The organism is Bifidobacterium sp. MSK.13.1 (genome assembly GCF_019131435.1).
GTDB classification, from domain to species: Bacteria; Actinomycetota; Actinomycetes; order Actinomycetales; family Bifidobacteriaceae; genus Bifidobacterium; species Bifidobacterium pseudocatenulatum.
Genome location: NZ_JAHOMM010000001.1, coordinates 122132 through 137267, shown reverse-complemented (window position 1 = coordinate 137267; position 15136 = coordinate 122132). Strand labels below are relative to the sequence as shown.

Here is a 15136-nt window from a genome sequence, read left to right as displayed (position 1 = left end):
TTACACGATTGCTTAGGTAATGCAAATACGGCGTGTCGCGTGTGGTGTAGTGGCTTCTCGGTACACTGTGGGCTTATGAGTGAGACCATCGAATCGCAAGAAAATCAGAATGAAGAGGCTGCCGTTCCCGCTATGACTACGGTGGAGCGCGCCGAAATGCTGCTGCAGCAGGATGCGGCTATCTACGCCAAGATCAATGACGGCGCCACCCTGGATGAGGCCGTCGATCCGGGCAATAAGGAATTCGGCCCGCTGGCGCATCCGGAACAGGTGCAGATGCGTGTGGCCAAGCGTGCCATGATGCTTAAGGACGGCATTCAGCCGTACCCGGTGACCTTGGACGTCACCGCCACCATTGAAGAGGTTCGCGCCAAGTATGACGGCAAGCTCGAAGCCGGAGACGAAACCGAAGACGTGGTCGGCATCGCCGGTCGCGTACTTTTCCTGCGTAACGCCGGTGGCCTGTGCTTCGTGCAGCTTTCCGCTGGCGACGGCACCAAGATCCAGGGCATGATCTCCAAGAAGGAGATTGGCGCCGATTCCTTGAAGCAGTTCAAGCAGCTGGTTGACTTGGGTGATCACCTGTTCATCAAGGGTCGTGTGATTGCCTCCAAGACCGGCGAACTGTCCGTGTTCGCCACCGAATGGGCCATTGCAGCCAAGGCTCTGCAGCCGCTGCCGGCCCTGCACAAGGACCTGAACGAAGACACCCGCACCCGCAAGCCGTACATCGGCATGATCGCCGACGAGAAGATGCGCAATATGGTGCGCAACCGCTCCAAGGCCGTTGCTTCCCTGCGCAAGACCTTCGCCGATCACGACTTCCTCGAGGTCGAGACTCCGATGCTGCAGACCGTGCACGGCGGTGCCGCCGCACGTCCGTTCACCACGCACATGAACGCGTTCGACCTTGACCTGTATCTGCGTATCGCGCCGGAACTGTTCCTCAAGCGTTGCCTGGTCGGCGGCATCGACCGCGTGTTCGAGATCAACCGTGACTTCCGTAACGAAGGCGTTGACGCCACCCATGCTCCGGAATTCACCATGGTTGAGGCCTATCAGGCTTACGGCAACTACGACACCATCGGCGCGCTCGTCAAGCAGCTCGTGCAAGACACCGCCATGGACGTGTTCGGCACCCACAAGGTGACGTTGCTCGACGGTTCCGAATACGATTTCGGCGGCGAATGGAAGACCATCAGCATGTATGATTCCCTTTCCGAAGCGCTCGGCGAGGAAATCGTGCCGAATGGCGGCCCGGACAATCCGGGTACTTCCGTGGAACATCTCGGTGCCATTGCCGACAAGCTCGGTGTGGAACGCGACGATGTGGAGAACCACGGCAAGCTCGTCGAACACCTGTGGGAGCACTTCTACGAAGACAAGCTGTTCGAGCCGACCTTCGTGCGTGACTTCCCGGTCGAAACCTCCCCGCTGGTCAAGGGCCACCGTTCCAAGCCCGGCGTGGTCGAAAAGTGGGATCTGTATGTGCGCGGCTTCGAGCTGGCCACCGGCTACTCCGAATTGAACGATCCGGTTGTGCAGCGTGAACGTTTCGTGGCTCAGGCCAAGGATGCGCTCGCGGGCGACGAAGAAGCCTGCGATATTGATGAGGACTTCCTCGAGGCTCTCGGCGTGGGCATGCCTCCGGCAGGCGGCATGGGCATGGGTATCGACCGACTGCTGATCGCCCTGACCGGCGCCACCATCCGCGAAACCATCACCTTCCCGCTAGTGAAGCCGCTGAATTAAGGCAAAGTCTTAATTCAATATCGGCTTCACGCGAGGCTGGAAAGAGAACAGTCCTGTGGACTGTTCTCCAGCCGGAGCCATCCTTATAAAAATTGCCGCTGAATTAAGGCAAAGTCTTAATTCAATATCGGCTTCACGCGGGGCTGCTTGGGTACAACCAGGCAGCCCCGCGTCTTTTAATCCCCAATTCTGTTTTATTCCCTAATTTCTGGCGCTGGTCCTGTGCTTTCGCGCACGACAAGCGTTGGTGGAAACAATAGCGTGCGCTGAGCGTCTTCGGACTGATGTTTGGATAGTAATGTGGCAAGTGTTGCTCGGGTCATTTCCGCCAGTGGCTGCCGCATGGTGGTCAATGGCGGTCCGAGATGCCGTGCGCTGTTGATATCGTCGAATCCGGTGACGGACAGATCTTCGGGAATCGACAGTCCCAACTGATGTGCCGCGTCATATATGCCGAATGCCTGCGTATCGCTACAGGCAAATACTGCAGTTGGACGATTCTTTTGCTGCAGTAGATCAAGCGCGTGCAAGCGTGCATTTTCCGACCAGTAGTCGCCTTCTCGCACTTGAGTGTCGTTGAGAACGATGTCATGCTGTGCTAGTGCCGCACGAAATCCAGCCAATCTGGCGGGGTAGCAGGTGGTGGACATTGGGCCGGTAATTGCCGCGAATTGGCGGTGTCCTAAGTTAATAAGATGGCTGCCGATTTCGAATCCGCCTGTCCAATTGTCGATGCGCACGTCCATACAATCTTTGCATGGTGTTCCGGATGGGTCGACTACCGCATATCGAGCTCCAAGTTCTTGGCAAAGCGTTCGATCTCGCATTGGCACGTAGGCGTTGTCGAAAATCACTGCTTTGGGTCTGGCTCGACGGATTGCTTGCCGGTAGGTGTCGTTGAGGATGCCATCGGAGGCGTTTTTCGCGCAGATGGTCACGGTCATGCTTCGTTTGACGGCGGTGTCGGTGGCTCCTTGCATGATGTCGAGCACCCATGGGTTGTCCATGGATTCGAGCACCAACATGATGGTTGTGGACAGCGCGTGTTTGACTGGCGGTTTGCTGTATTCCATGTCTTTGAGCAGCGCTTCAATGCGTTGCCGTGTTTCGTCGGAGACTCCGGAACGTCCATTGATGACTTTGGAGACGGTGGATGGCGTGGTGTTCGCAAGTTTGGCGATGTGCGACAGCTTCGGTCGTTGACTGGCGGTACGCATATTGGTTTGCGATGAAGACAGTGTCATGATAGCAGTATAGTAGAGAAATTTCTTCTAATGATTGCTATGCAGTGTAATCATTGTGTTGGAGTGCATGATAATTGCTGTTTATCTGCTGTATATTGACATTTGCAAGAAAGAAATTTCCTTATCATCTCAAGAATTTGCATTTCATTTTCTCTACTCTGACATCAGACGGCGAAAATGCAATATACGCAATGAGCGCAGGTGCGAATCGGCCGTCAGGGATAAGAAGCATTGTCATCGCGTTGCTGCGAATGGCATGATGGCTCGTATTGCACGGGCTGTTCGGGATTCTCGACAAAGGAGTTGTTGTGGACAACGCGAACGTTAAGCTCTCCCTTAAGGAGAAGCTCAGCTATGGAGCGTCGGATTGCGCGTACAATCTGGTGTTCAACGTGGTCACCACGTACATGATGTTCTATTACACCGACGTGGCCGGCATTAGCCTGCTGTCTGTCGGTACGCTGTTCCTGGTGGTGCGTGTGCTTGACGCGGTTGCAGGTCCGGTGGTGGGTGCGCTTATTGATAAAACGCATACCAAGTGGGGCAAGGTGCGTCCATGGTTCCTGTGGTTCGGTGCGCCATTTGCCATCATAGGTGTCATGGCGTTTTCGGTGCCGAACTTCGGCGGCGTAATCAAGATGATTTATGTGTACGTAACGTACATCATGATGAATTTCCTCGCCGTCACGGTGACCACGCCGTGCACCGCGCTGCTGCCGAACCTCACCACCAACGCCCAGGAACGTGTCAATGCAAATGCTTTCCGCAATGTCGGCGGTCAGATCGGCGTGATTGCCTCTGGTATGCTTACTCTGCCGTTGGTCAACCTGATCGGTGGTGGCAATCAGCAGTTGGGCTTTACCGTCACCATGATCATCTATGGCGTGATCTGCGTGGGTCTGTTGCTGCTGACTTTTGCCAATACGCGTGAACGTGTGTTTACCCCTAAGGAGAAGGAGCCGCCGTTCATCAAGAGTTTCGTGGCCATGCTGCACAATGGGCCATGGTGGATTCTTGTCACCCTCAACCTTGTCATGTTCATTGGTGTGGTAACCAAGGCCTCGTCCATCGTGTACTTCTTCAAGTACAACGTCGGCAACGAAACTCTTTCCTCTTTGGCTAATGGCATCAATTCGGCTGGCATGATTGCCGGTATGATTCTTGCTCCGTTCTTCGCCAAGAAGATGAAGAACCGCAATATCGCCATCATGTTCTTCGGATTCGGCATTATTGGTCTGCTTGGTCTGTACGTTGGTGCCAAGATCATGTCCATTCCGCTGATCTTCGTATCCATGGCGGTTTCGGCATTGTTCCAGACTGGTCAAAGCATGGGCTTCGTGATGTTGGCCGATGTGGTTGACTATGGCGAATGGAAGACCGGTGTGCGTAGCCAGGGCTTGATTACTTCCTGCGCGGCCATCGGTGTTACCTGTGGTGCGGGCATCGCCGGCTGGCTCTCCAGTTTTGTGCTGGAAATCAACGGTTTTGTGCCTAATCAAGAGCAGACGGCGCAAGCTCTGAACGCCATCAACATCAACTTCGTGTGGATTCCGATCGCCTGCTGCGCTATCGGCACTGTGCTGATGCTGCTGTACAAGGTCGATGATCAGATCGGCACTATTCGTGAGGAACTCGCAGCCCGTAATCAGGTCGTTGCTGAGTAAACGCACCCTGCGTATCGCGCTTCGGGCTTCGAAACGGTTTGATCCCAATTCCCTTTTCCGTTCGAAGCCCGGAACATTCGTTTTACAAACCAATAAGGAAATCATCATGAGTGTTATGGAACCTGCTGTTTTCACAGTGGAACGTGCCGACGGTACTTCTTTGACGTTACGAGGTACCCGTTATCTGCCGGAAGGTTTTTCGGAAGACGGACATTCGCCGGTGGCGGTGCTTTTTCATGGCTTCGGGGGCAATCGCATCGACTTTTCCGGATTTGTCGTGCAAATGGCGCGAGAACTTGCTTCTCGTGGTCTCGTGGTCGTTACTTACGATCGTGCTGGTCATGGCGAAAGTGATGGTACTTTCTTCGATACCACCGTTAGTGGCGATGTCGAAGACGCCTTGCAGGTAGTGGAGCAGGCTCGTCATATGAGCGGCTGCGATCCGGATAATCTGCATTTCGCTGGACTGAGCCTTGGCGCGGTGATTTGCACGCTGTTGGCACCGAAGGTGCCTGGGCAGCCCAAGTCGATCGCTCTGTGTTCTACGGCCACTTCGTATGTTGATGAGATTGCCGGTGGGCATATTCAGGGTAAGCCTCTGTCTGCCATCGAAGAGCAAGGCTATCTTGACTTTATGGGTGTTGCCATGGGACCGGCCATGGTGGAGGATGCGGGTCGTACCGATCCTTACGGCATGGCTTGCGGATATCGCGGTAAGGTGCTTGCCATCCATGGCACCAAGGATTTCATTCCTGTTGACTATATTCGTCGGTACGAGGATGTGTATGGCGAAAATATGCAGCTCAAGGTCATCGAGGATGGCGACCATGGTTTCGGCAATGTGAAGCATCGCGAAATGGTTATGCCGGCTCTCGGTGATTTTGTGGCAGAGCAGGCAGGTCTGTAAGGCCGGAAGGCTTTGCGCCGTATCGGACTTCTTGTCAGTGCACGGCAAGAATAATCTGCGACCTGTAGTGTTGTGACCTGGTCGCAGATTTGGGGCATTCGTTCGCGAATGCCCTTTTTCCCGTATCCCTTTCGTACCACCCAGCTTGCCTACCGCAGAATACATGGGCGTGAGGATGCTGAATCGCAGGGTGCGATTGAAGCTCTCCATGTTTTCAAAAAAGAAATCCCACGGGTTTCATGATATTTCGCATGAGTGACGTTCTGGGGCATTCTCCGGTATTGTATCGATTTCTGGAAACAGACGAAATATCAATGAGTATGGTCAGGTTGTGAATCTGGAATGCGGGTAGGCGGCTGGAAGGCGAATCGTGAGTGTGATTCTAGAATGGCGTTCATGGGAATGACGATTTGGATTCGTGGCGCTCGCCCTCAAACGCTGCCGCTGGGTCTTGCCCCGGTTCTGGTCGGCGTTGCCGCCAGTTGGCGGTGGGAGGCTTTGGGTGGCCTGCGGTCGTGCCCAGCTTTTCCGGGAAGATTGCTGGAAGAGCATGATGCTGGTGATGTGCTGGGGTATTGTGCGTTTTCTCGGCCGTGGTTTGCGGTCGTTGCGATGTTGTGCGCCGTGGTGGCGGTCGGTCTGCAGATTGCTGTGAATTATCTCAACGATTATGCCGATGGTGTACGCGGCACGGACGCCCGACGAGGCAGTGACGCCGCGGGACCTCGGCGGTTGGTCGCTTCCGGAGTGGATCCCAGTCACGTGTTGCTGGCTGCCGCGGTCGCTGCTTTAGCCGCCTGTGCCGCCGGACTGGTCGCTGTCGTCATAACTGGTCGCTGGTGGCTGATAGCGCTTGGCGCAACCTGTCTGGTGGCGGCCTGGGGATATACCAACGGTCGGCATCCTTACGGATATCGGGGTCTGGGCGAACTTGCGGCATTCGTATTCTTCGGGTTGGTTCCAGCCCTCGGCACGCAGTATGCGCTAAGCGGGTCGATCACCGTGACGGGGGTGGCCGGTTCGGTGATCTGCGGCCTGCTGTCCGTCAGCGTCATGATGGTGAATAACCTGCGCGATCTCGAAGATGACGCCGCGCACGGCAAGCGCACGCTGATGGTGCGCATCGGCAGTGGGAAGGGCAAATGCTGGTGCATGCGTGCGCTGGGATGGGCTGCTGGTCTGACGGTGGTTTTCGCCATGCCATTATCGGTGTATGCCAAACTTCTGGATCTGCTCATAAAGCTGCCTGCGGAGGTGGATCGCGACCGTTCATGCACGGAATATGGCATATGCGGTGACTGGTCGTGGGGAAACGCCGATTGGATGAGCCTTGCGGCGTTCGTATCCATCGCAGGGTGTGTGGCGATTGCTACTCGTGCCGTCGCGGCCGTCCGGCATGACCAGTGGCGTCGGGCGTTGCCATTGTGCTCGATGACCTCGTTGGTCGCAGCCGGCGCGTTCGTGCTCAATGCCTGTCAGGCCGGTTTCATGGCGTAGCTGCATCCTGCATTTACGATTTCGTCATTGAGCACCGGCGATTGCCTGATGATGCAAACGGCATGCAACAGAATGAAAATTGTTGCATGAACGTAACCAAATAATCGTCATCGACGGTTGTGTTGGGCGTGCTAGGCGGTAGACTGGCAGGTATGACTTACAAACTAGTACTGCTCCGTCACGGACAGAGCGCATGGAATAAAACCAATCAGTTCACCGGCTGGGTCGACGTCCCGCTGACCGAGCAGGGTGTCGAGGAAGCCAAGAACGGCGGCCGCCTGCTCAAGGAGAAGAACGTCCTTCCGGATATCGTTTTCACCTCGATGCTGCGTCGTGCCATCAACACCGCCAACGTGGCTCTGGATGAGGCAGATCGTCTGTGGATTCCGGTCAAGCGCAGCTGGCGTCTGAACGAGCGTCACTACGGCGCTCTGCAGGGCAAGAACAAGACCGAGATCCGTCAGGAGTACGGTGACGAGAAGTTCATGCTGTGGCGCCGTTCCTACGCCACTCCGCCGCCGGAGATCGATCCGAACGACGAGTACGCGCAGAACAACGATCCGCGCTACACCGGCGATCCGGTTCCGGAAGCCGAATGCCTGGCCGACGTGGTCAAGCGCGTTGAGCCGTACTTCAAGTCCGACATCGAGCCGGAGCTGAAGGCTGGCAAGACCGTTCTGATCGCCGCTCACGGCAACTCCCTGCGCGCCATCGTGAAGATGCTCGACAACCTCTCCGAAGAGGAGATCGCCAAGGTCAACATCCCGACCGCAATGCCGCTGCTGTACGAGCTGGACGAGAACTTCAAGCCGATCAAGCCGCGTGGCGAGTATCTGGATCCGGAAGCCGCTGCTGCTGGTGCCGCCGCTGTCGCCGCCCAGGGCCAGAAGTGAGTTTGTTGCGATTGATGCGCAGGTAATCGCGTTCAATCGTACGGAACGTATATGAAAAGGTGGAAATCCACAGTATGTGGGTTTCCACCTTTTTGCGTCCGGTATCTTTGTTGGGTTATTACGTCCGTCTGCCGGATGAAATACGGAACATGGGATGTGCGGCAGACGGACGTCAATCGCAATCGGCTCAGATCACGCCGTATTCCTTAAGTAACATCGGAATATCGGTGGAATCGAGCTTCTTCAGAATCTGCTTCAACACGGTCTTTTCAATGGGGTTGAGTTTCATGTCGGTAATCGGCTTGCCGTCACGCAGCATTACCGTGGCGTTGAGCAGGTTGCGTACGTCGTAGACCGAACCCCACACTTCCGGCACGCCACGGTCCACATCGCACAGCGTGTACACCGCTTCCATGCCGGTGCGCATCGAATACTCGGTGGTGAAGATCGTGTCGCGCGGGGTTTCGGCGAACTGGCCGAGGAATGCGAAATTCACGGCACCATCAGGCACCACATCAGGGCGGTCGCCGGCGGAACGAGGCATGAAGAACGCGTCGATGTATGGCATCATCACCGGCACGGTGTTCGCATGGTTCGTGGCGAGATCCTTGATCTTGTCGGTCGGCACGCCCATATGGTAGAGCCATTCCTCGCAGATCTCCTCACCCGTGCATTCCTGCATCGGCTTCTTCACATAGTTGCCGGGCTTGTCGGGGAACAGACCGTACACCCACACGCACAGCTGGCCTTTCGGCTGGTCGCGGAACTGCTGTTGACGGTTCAACGTCCAGCTCATCAGCCAGTTGGAATCCTCAACGGTTACGATGCCGCCGGTCACCACATGGCCGGTGAACGGGTCACGCTTGCAGATCTTCTGAATATACGGCGGAATCTCCATGTCAAGCGTGGTCACGGTGGCGCTCATCCACTTCGAATGCTCCGGATCGCCGCAGAACACGTCCGGGTGACCGAAACTCGGGTCTTGCTTGGCAATGCGACGCCACATGTCCCAGCCGCCGCCGGGCTTGATTTCCGGAGCCCATGCGGCCGCTTCGGTTTGCGAGCCCATGGTCGAGTTTTCCACGCAGCCACCATTGGTGATGAACACCAAGTCGTTTTCGCCCAAATCAATGCTTCGCGCGGTGCCATCCGCTTCGGTCAGGTCGATGCGCGTAGCCATTTTCTTGGTTGGCGAACTGTACGGATTGCGTACGAACACGCCGGATTCAGCCTGCTTCTTCAAAATCGTGTCTTGACCGGTGCCGGTATGCGAACGTACCGGTCCCATGCCTCCGCCAATCTTGAAATCGACATTCTCCACTTTCGCGTTGTAGTGGAACTGCACGCCGAATCCTTCCAAATACTTGATCATCGGCAGAATCATCGACTCATACTGGTTGTAACGGGTAAAACGCAACGCGCTGAAGTCTGGCAATCCGCCAATATGATGAATATATCGACGGATATACAGCTTCATTTCCAACGCACTATGCCAATTTTCGAAAGCGAACATGGTGCGCCAGTACATCCAGAAATTCGAATTGAAGACTTCATCGTCGAAATAATCAGAAATTTTCTTGCCGTACAGTTCCTCATTCGGCGTGAAGAACAATTGCATGATCTCCATCGAGGCTTTGTCTGACAGATTGAATTTGCCGTTCGTGCCTGCGTCAACGCCGCGCGCTTTTGTGGAGCGGCAGAGTGAGAAGTTGGGATCTTCCTTGTTCAGCCAGTAATACTCGTCAAGTACGGAAACGCCTTCCGTTTCGATGGATGGAATGGAACGGAACATGTCCCACATCACTTCGAAATGGTTGTCCATTTCACGGCCGCCGCGCATCACATAGCCGACGCCGGGAATATTTGCGCCATCGCAGGCACCTCCCGGAACCGCGTCCTTTTCGAATACGTGAATGTGGCTGCCCGGCATTTGCGCGTCTCGCACCAGGTAGCAGGCTGCGGTGAGTGCGGCCAAGCCGGTGCCGATGATGTACGCGTTCTTGCTGTCCATGCCTTCGGGCTTCTTCGGCCGGGCGAATGCTTCGTAATTGCCGTTGGAATAATACATGACTGCCTCCTTTGGATGTCACTGCACATATTGTGCCGCGACATTGCGTAAAAGTATATGGGCAAAAAATAGACAGATTGTTTAATTTTTCTTACGGCTTGACGAAAGTGAAATAATGCGGGAGATAGTGCTTGACGATTCGTGCTGAAAGATTGCAAAAACAAAACAAGAAGGCGGCTTCAGTGGGGAACGGAAGCCGCCTTCTCAAAAGGAAGATGAAAAAGAAGATCGCAAGAAAAAAATCAGGCGATGTCGGTGTCTTCGTCGCGGGTCGGCTCCTTGGACGGGTCGAAACCGGAGACGATGTACACCACGCGGCGAGCCGCGGACACGGCGTGATCGCCAAGACGCTCCATGAAGCGGCCGATCAGCACCACGTCGATGAGCTGCTGGTTGGTGCCGGACCAATCCGCGGACTGAGCCAGTTCAAAGGTCTTCTTGTGCAGTTCGTCGAGCTTGTCGTCGTTGATGATGATCTGTTCGGCGGTCTTGGTGTCGCGGTCAGACAGCATGGCCACGGTCTGGTCGGCGACGTCGTTCAGGAACGCCTGCATTTCGGCGAACAGCGGTTGGGCTTCGGCCGGCAGCGGGGAAGCCGGGTAGGTGCGGCGGGCGGCTTCGGCGATGTGACGGGCCAGATCGCCCATGCGTTCGAAGGTGGTGGCCAAACGCATGGTGGAAACAACCACGCGCAGATCGGTAGCAACCGGGTTCTGCTTGGCCAGCAGCTTCACGCACTGGTCGACAACGCTGGCTTCGAGGGCATCGATTTCGATGTCGCCGTCGATAACGGCCTGGGCGGCTTCAAGATTCTGGTTCAGCAGCGCGTCGCCGGCACCGTTGATCGCCTTGCGCACGCCTTTGACCATGTGGTCGAGATCATCGGCAACAGCCTTGAGCTCCTCGTTGAAAATAACGCGCATGTGACTTGCCTTTCAATGCTTCATATATATCTGGGTTCGATATAACCTCTCACAAGTCTATTAGACAAACGCCATATTCGTAACCACTGCTTGTGTTGTTCCGTCAAAGTTCACCAACGCGTTCACCTTGTGTTCACGAACGAGCGGTGGTGTCGCGAGTTGGGGAGCCTCAAGAGTGTGCAACAATGAAACCATGGTTGAATCTTTGGGTTCGTGGTGGCGTTCGCTGACGCACCGCAACGACGATGATGAGCATGATGCCGATGATGACACATTGGATGATGCCACCAACGCGTTGCTTTCCATGCTGCCGTTGGCATCCGTCGTAGTTGACGAGCATGACGAAGTGATTCGCGCGCACCCGTCGGCGTATGCGCTTGGCGTGGTGCGCGATGATGCCATCGCGGAAGAGACCGTGCTTCGCGCAGTGCATGAGGTGCGTTCCTGTGGCGGCAACAAACAATTTGATTTGACCACCACCACCCAATATGTCGCCCCGCAAGTGCCGAAGGCAGGCAAACCAACCACACGTGAAATCGCGCGCCAGGCACTGATAGGGCAGTCAAACCCCAATACTTCCGGCGCAACCGTTTCCCGACCCAACTGGCTGAAAATCATCGTCGGCAAACTCAATGAGAATCTCATGGTTGTGCTCATCAGCGATGTGAGCGAAAGCGTACGATTCTCGCAGGTGCGCGATTCGTTCATCACCAACGTTTCCGAACAATTGCTTGAGCCGACGCAATCATTGGAACAGCTGGCGGACATTGTGGAACGGGGCGGTGCCAGCCAACAGGACGTCGAACGCAACGCCACGCAGCTGCGTCAATCCTGTTCCCGTCTTGAGCATATGATTTCCGATCTGCTGCTGCTGATCAAAGCGCAGGAGCCAATCCTGCCGACCGCCGACAATCGCATCAACGTGATGGAACAGGTACAAGCCGTGGTGCAGGCGCATCTCGATATGGCTGCGCAACGCGGCATCACCATCGAGACCGGCGGTGACGAATCGCTATGCATCAATGGCGAAGCCGATCAGATTCAGGCGGCGCTCGCAAAATTGATTGAAAACGCGATTACGTATTCAAAAGACGGTTCTACGGTGAATGTCGTCGCCAAAGCCAATGAGGAGCATACGGAAGCGGTAATCAGTGTTCTCGATCGAGGCAAAGGCATCGCCATCGGCGAACAGAACCGTATTTTTGAACGGTTCTATCGCGGCAGCAATCAGAATGAGCATTCCGGTGACGGCATTGGCTTGGGACTTGCGATTGTCAAGCATGTTGCGTTGACCCACCATGGTTCCGCGTCGGTGTGGAGCAGCCCGGGGCAGGGAAGCACGTTCGCCTTGGTGCTGCCGTTGGGCGGGGAATGATGTAAGACATTCGGCAGATGTTGCAAATATCTCAAATGGAGATAATGCGATGCCCGTCTCGCTTTCGATAAGGCAAGACGGGCATCATATTTTTTGAGGATTTTTCGGGGGTATATTGCCGATTACTCGCCAAGACGGCGATAATCCCAACGGTCGAAATGCTCCCAAACCAGCATGAGCACGCCGATGACCGTACCCGCTTCGCAGACGGTTTGCGCGCGTTCCGCGTCGATGCCGAATGCGATAAGTACGATGCAGACCACCAAAGCGATGGCCCATAGCGCGGTGCCAAACATGAATACCTTGCGTAGGTCGACGCGCACCGGTTTCGGCGAAGGTTTCCTCACGCTGGGATCAATAATCGGAGCAATCTTCATATCGCCACACCTTACCTTGCATCAGAGATGTTCCACCACGTAGTCGATACAGCGGGTGAGCGCATCCACATCGCTGGGTTCCACGGACGGGAACACGCCGATGCGAAGCTGGTTTCGGCCGAGCTTACGGTATCCGTTGGTGTCCACAATGCCGTTTTCGCGCAATGCCGCCACCACTTGGGATGCATTGATGCCATCGTTGATATCGATGGTGACCACGGCGTTGGAGCGCGCGTTCCTGTCGTTTACGAACGGGGAGGCGTAATCGGACTTCTCCGCCCACTGGTACAGCAGGGACGCAGACCTTGCGCAGCGGGCCGAAGCCCAGGCGAGCCCACCGTTGTCGTTGAGCCAACGAACCTGGTTTTCCAGCATGATCAGCGTTGCCACTGCCGGCGTGTTGAGCGTCTGATCCTTGCGGGAATTCTCGATGGCCGAAGTCAGGGAAAGGAACGGAGGAATCCAGCGGCGTGCGCCCGGAAGATCCACGCTTTTGGCGATGCCGTAGGCGCGTTCGATTGCAGCGGGGGAGAGTACGGCAATCCATAGTCCGCCATCGGATCCGAAAGCTTTTTGCGGCGAGAAATAGTAGGCGTCGGTCTGGCTGATGTCGACCGGCAGCGCGCCGGCGCCACTGGTGGCGTCGATCAGCGTGAGCGCACCCTGCTCCTTGGTGCCTGCGATGCGTTTGATCGGTGCGGCAACGCCGGTGGAAGTCTCATTGTGGGCCCAGCAATAAGTATCCACGTATTCCGTGAGCTCAGGCAGGCGATATGTTCCCGGCTCTCCTGCGAAAATCTCCGGCTCCTCAAGGAACGGTGCGGATTGCGCTGACTTGGCGAACTTCGAGCTGAATGAGCCGTACGTGCCGAATGCGGCCTTGCGGGTGATCAGCGAGGCGCAGGCGATATCCCAGAACGCGCTGGCTCCGCCGTTGCCCAGCACCACTTCGTAGCCATCGGGAATCTGGAAGAATTCGGACAGTCCTTCGCGGATTGAGCCGACCACCTGCTTGATGGGGGTCTGTCGATGGGAGGTTCCCAGAAGATTACGGGCTCCCTTATCGAGCGCTTGGATTTGCTCCGGGCGGATTTTGGTCGGCCCTGAGCCGAAACGTCCGTCTTCCGGAAGCACGTTGGAAGGAATGGTCACAGTGTTCGTCATGACAACCTAGGGTAGTCAGATGGTCGGATTGTGCGTGGTGATGACCGCTTTTCGGAACCATGACGTGGCGATGATGACTGCGATATCCCGGTGTCGGTGTAGCCTGAGCTTCCGTGACGGTTCTGTAACCACGCGGTCATAAGCCTGCTGTGGTTGAAGTAATCCGCAAGGAGTGTTGATATATGAGGCATGCGGCGCATAAAGCTGCCAAGGTTTCGAATGAGCGTTTCAGCGTTGCCAAGGCGCTGTTCACCTCGAGCCGCGGTTCCCACACCGCCAAGGCCGTTCGTATGGTCCAGCTGGCAAATGGTGGGGGTGCCGTTGTAGGTCTTGAGCCTGCGGTTGCCGAAAAGCTGAATGAAGTGGCTCCGATGAGCCGCCGCGCCATGCGTGAAGCCGCTCGTGCGGCCGGTCGTCGCTCCGTATTCATGGCTTCCGCATCGCTGGCTGCGTTGGTTGGCACCGCGGCCACTGCCATGGCGGTCGGCCAGCAGAATGCGTCTGAAATGACTTTTGCCGACAATGCCACCACTACCACGCAGATGAAGCGTGTCTCCGACGATGCGGCATCCCGTTCCGAGTCCCGTAGCGATCTAGACGCTCTGGCCTCCACCAGCAATAGCGGTGATTGGCAGCTTGGCGAAACCAGTTCCTCCATGGACACGAATCTTCTGTCAAAGTCCATTGCCGACAATCCCAATGTCGCCGTTCTCATGGATCAGGACGCCGGTCTTCTTCCTTCGGGCTTCAATCCGAACCACGGCACCGGTGATACCGGCAATGACTATCCATACGGTCAGTGCACATGGTGGGCGTATACCCGTCGTGCACAGCTTGGCCTGCCTGCCGGAAGCCATTTTGGTGATGCGCGGAGTTGGGGTGATTCCGCTCGCGCTCTCGGCTATTGGGTTGACAATACGGCACGTCACGTTGGCGATATTGTGGTATTCGCTCCAGGCCAAATGGGCGCGGACAGCTATTACGGGCATGTCGCGATTGTCGAAGGAGTGAATGCCGACGGTTCGATTAAGATTTCGGAATCCAACGTCAAGGGTCTTGGCGTGATTTCCGATCGTACGTTCACTGCGCAGGAAGCTTCGCAGTTGACATATATCCATTACTGATTTCTCTGTTTTCGTTAATCTGCGCTTGCCGCACTTTTTTGGCGTAGCGTGATTGCGTCGGCGTGTCGCGTGATATGACACTGTTCTGGTTATCTTGCTGTTCTGCTGCGGGGGAACGTGTATGGTAGCTTCGGACACGATGAATATT

At 55.9% G+C, this 15136-nt stretch carries 12 protein-coding genes; 7 read left to right on the top strand and 5 right to left on the bottom strand.

Going from position 1 to position 15136, the window contains the following annotated elements:
- The first annotated feature begins 75 nt into the window (after positions 1–75).
- Positions 76–1752 carry a lysine--tRNA ligase gene (lysS, locus tag KSY55_RS00580; protein WP_004219939.1) on the top strand — a complete coding sequence of 559 codons (1677 nt, stop codon included), beginning with the start codon at positions 76–78 and terminating at the stop codon, positions 1750–1752.
- A gap of 194 nt (positions 1753–1946) precedes the next feature.
- On the opposite strand, the gene KSY55_RS00575 is transcribed toward lysS, so the two are convergent.
- Entirely contained in the window at positions 1947–2996 is a 1050-nt protein-coding gene (locus KSY55_RS00575) for a LacI family DNA-binding transcriptional regulator (protein ID WP_226562786.1), read from the bottom strand.
- 308 nt (positions 2997–3304) lie between these two features.
- On the opposite strand from KSY55_RS00575, the gene KSY55_RS00570 reads away from it, so the two are divergent.
- The 4 genes from KSY55_RS00570 to KSY55_RS00555 all read left to right on the top strand — a co-directional run bounded on the left by KSY55_RS00570 (position 3305) and on the right by KSY55_RS00555 (position 7957).
- Positions 3305–4660, top strand: a complete 1356-nt coding sequence (locus KSY55_RS00570; RefSeq protein ID WP_065435516.1) for an MFS transporter — start codon at positions 3305–3307, stop codon at positions 4658–4660.
- 106 nt (positions 4661–4766) lie between these two features.
- Positions 4767–5567, top strand: coding sequence for an alpha/beta hydrolase (locus tag KSY55_RS00565; RefSeq protein WP_226558210.1), 801 nt, complete (start codon positions 4767–4769; stop codon positions 5565–5567).
- A 396-nt stretch (positions 5568–5963) separates the two neighbouring features.
- On the top strand, positions 5964–7064 hold the full coding sequence (menA, locus tag KSY55_RS00560; RefSeq protein ID WP_033524250.1) for a 1,4-dihydroxy-2-naphthoate octaprenyltransferase: 1101 nt from the start codon (positions 5964–5966) through the stop codon (positions 7062–7064).
- Positions 7065–7216: 152 nt separating this feature from the next.
- Complete coding sequence (locus KSY55_RS00555) at positions 7217–7957, top strand: phosphoglyceromutase (protein ID WP_003808215.1); 741 nt, start codon at positions 7217–7219, stop codon at positions 7955–7957.
- Between the two features lie 187 nt (positions 7958–8144).
- Here the strand turns inward: KSY55_RS00555 and KSY55_RS00550 are convergent, their stop codons facing one another.
- Both KSY55_RS00550 and phoU read right to left on the bottom strand, forming a co-directional pair.
- A complete protein-coding gene (locus tag KSY55_RS00550; RefSeq protein ID WP_217749417.1) occupies positions 8145–10025 on the bottom strand; it encodes an oleate hydratase in 1881 nt (626 codons plus the stop codon).
- 242 nt (positions 10026–10267) lie between these two features.
- Positions 10268–10948: a phosphate signaling complex protein PhoU gene (phoU, locus tag KSY55_RS00545; RefSeq protein WP_004219921.1), complete on the bottom strand. Its 681-nt coding sequence runs from the start codon at positions 10946–10948 to the stop codon at positions 10268–10270.
- Between the two features lie 193 nt (positions 10949–11141).
- Here phoU and KSY55_RS00540 point away from each other — a divergent pair, with 193 nt between their 5' ends.
- Positions 11142–12323 (top strand): cell wall metabolism sensor histidine kinase WalK, encoded by a 1182-nt coding sequence (locus KSY55_RS00540; RefSeq protein ID WP_117611838.1) that lies wholly within the window; start codon positions 11142–11144, stop codon positions 12321–12323.
- 122 nt (positions 12324–12445) lie between these two features.
- Here the strand turns inward: KSY55_RS00540 and KSY55_RS00535 are convergent, their stop codons facing one another.
- Together KSY55_RS00535 and serC are read right to left on the bottom strand one after the other, a co-directional pair.
- The gene (locus KSY55_RS00535) at positions 12446–12700 is read right to left on the bottom strand and encodes a DUF2530 domain-containing protein (protein WP_004219918.1); all 255 of its coding nucleotides are present in this window, start codon (positions 12698–12700) and stop codon (positions 12446–12448) included.
- Between the two features lie 21 nt (positions 12701–12721).
- Positions 12722–13864, bottom strand: coding sequence for a phosphoserine transaminase (gene serC, locus KSY55_RS00530; protein ID WP_004219916.1), 1143 nt, complete (start codon positions 13862–13864; stop codon positions 12722–12724).
- Positions 13865–14046: 182 nt separating this feature from the next.
- Here serC and KSY55_RS00525 point away from each other — a divergent pair, with 182 nt between their 5' ends.
- Complete coding sequence (locus KSY55_RS00525) at positions 14047–14988, top strand: CHAP domain-containing protein (protein ID WP_217749416.1); 942 nt, start codon at positions 14047–14049, stop codon at positions 14986–14988.
- The last annotated feature ends 148 nt before the right edge of the window (positions 14989–15136 follow it).

Bases quoted from the DNA above. Each gene is read 5' to 3' on its own strand.
- lysS (WP_004219939.1), top strand. From the start codon at position 76: ATGAGTGAGACCATCGAATCGCAAGAAAATCAGAATGAAGAGGCTGCC.
- KSY55_RS00575 (WP_226562786.1), bottom strand. From the start codon at position 2,996: ATGACACTGTCTTCATCGCAAACCAATATGCGTACCGCCAGTCAACGA.
- KSY55_RS00565 (WP_226558210.1), top strand. From the start codon at position 4,767: ATGAGTGTTATGGAACCTGCTGTTTTCACAGTGGAACGTGCCGACGGT.
- menA (WP_033524250.1), top strand. From the start codon at position 5,964: ATGGGAATGACGATTTGGATTCGTGGCGCTCGCCCTCAAACGCTGCCG.
- KSY55_RS00555 (WP_003808215.1), top strand. From the start codon at position 7,217: ATGACTTACAAACTAGTACTGCTCCGTCACGGACAGAGCGCATGGAAT.
- KSY55_RS00550 (WP_217749417.1), bottom strand. From the start codon at position 10,025: ATGTATTATTCCAACGGCAATTACGAAGCATTCGCCCGGCCGAAGAAG.
- phoU (WP_004219921.1), bottom strand. From the start codon at position 10,948: ATGCGCGTTATTTTCAACGAGGAGCTCAAGGCTGTTGCCGATGATCTC.
- KSY55_RS00540 (WP_117611838.1), top strand. From the start codon at position 11,142: ATGGTTGAATCTTTGGGTTCGTGGTGGCGTTCGCTGACGCACCGCAAC.
- KSY55_RS00535 (WP_004219918.1), bottom strand. From the start codon at position 12,700: ATGAAGATTGCTCCGATTATTGATCCCAGCGTGAGGAAACCTTCGCCG.
- serC (WP_004219916.1), bottom strand. From the start codon at position 13,864: ATGACGAACACTGTGACCATTCCTTCCAACGTGCTTCCGGAAGACGGA.
- KSY55_RS00525 (WP_217749416.1), top strand. From the start codon at position 14,047: ATGAGGCATGCGGCGCATAAAGCTGCCAAGGTTTCGAATGAGCGTTTC.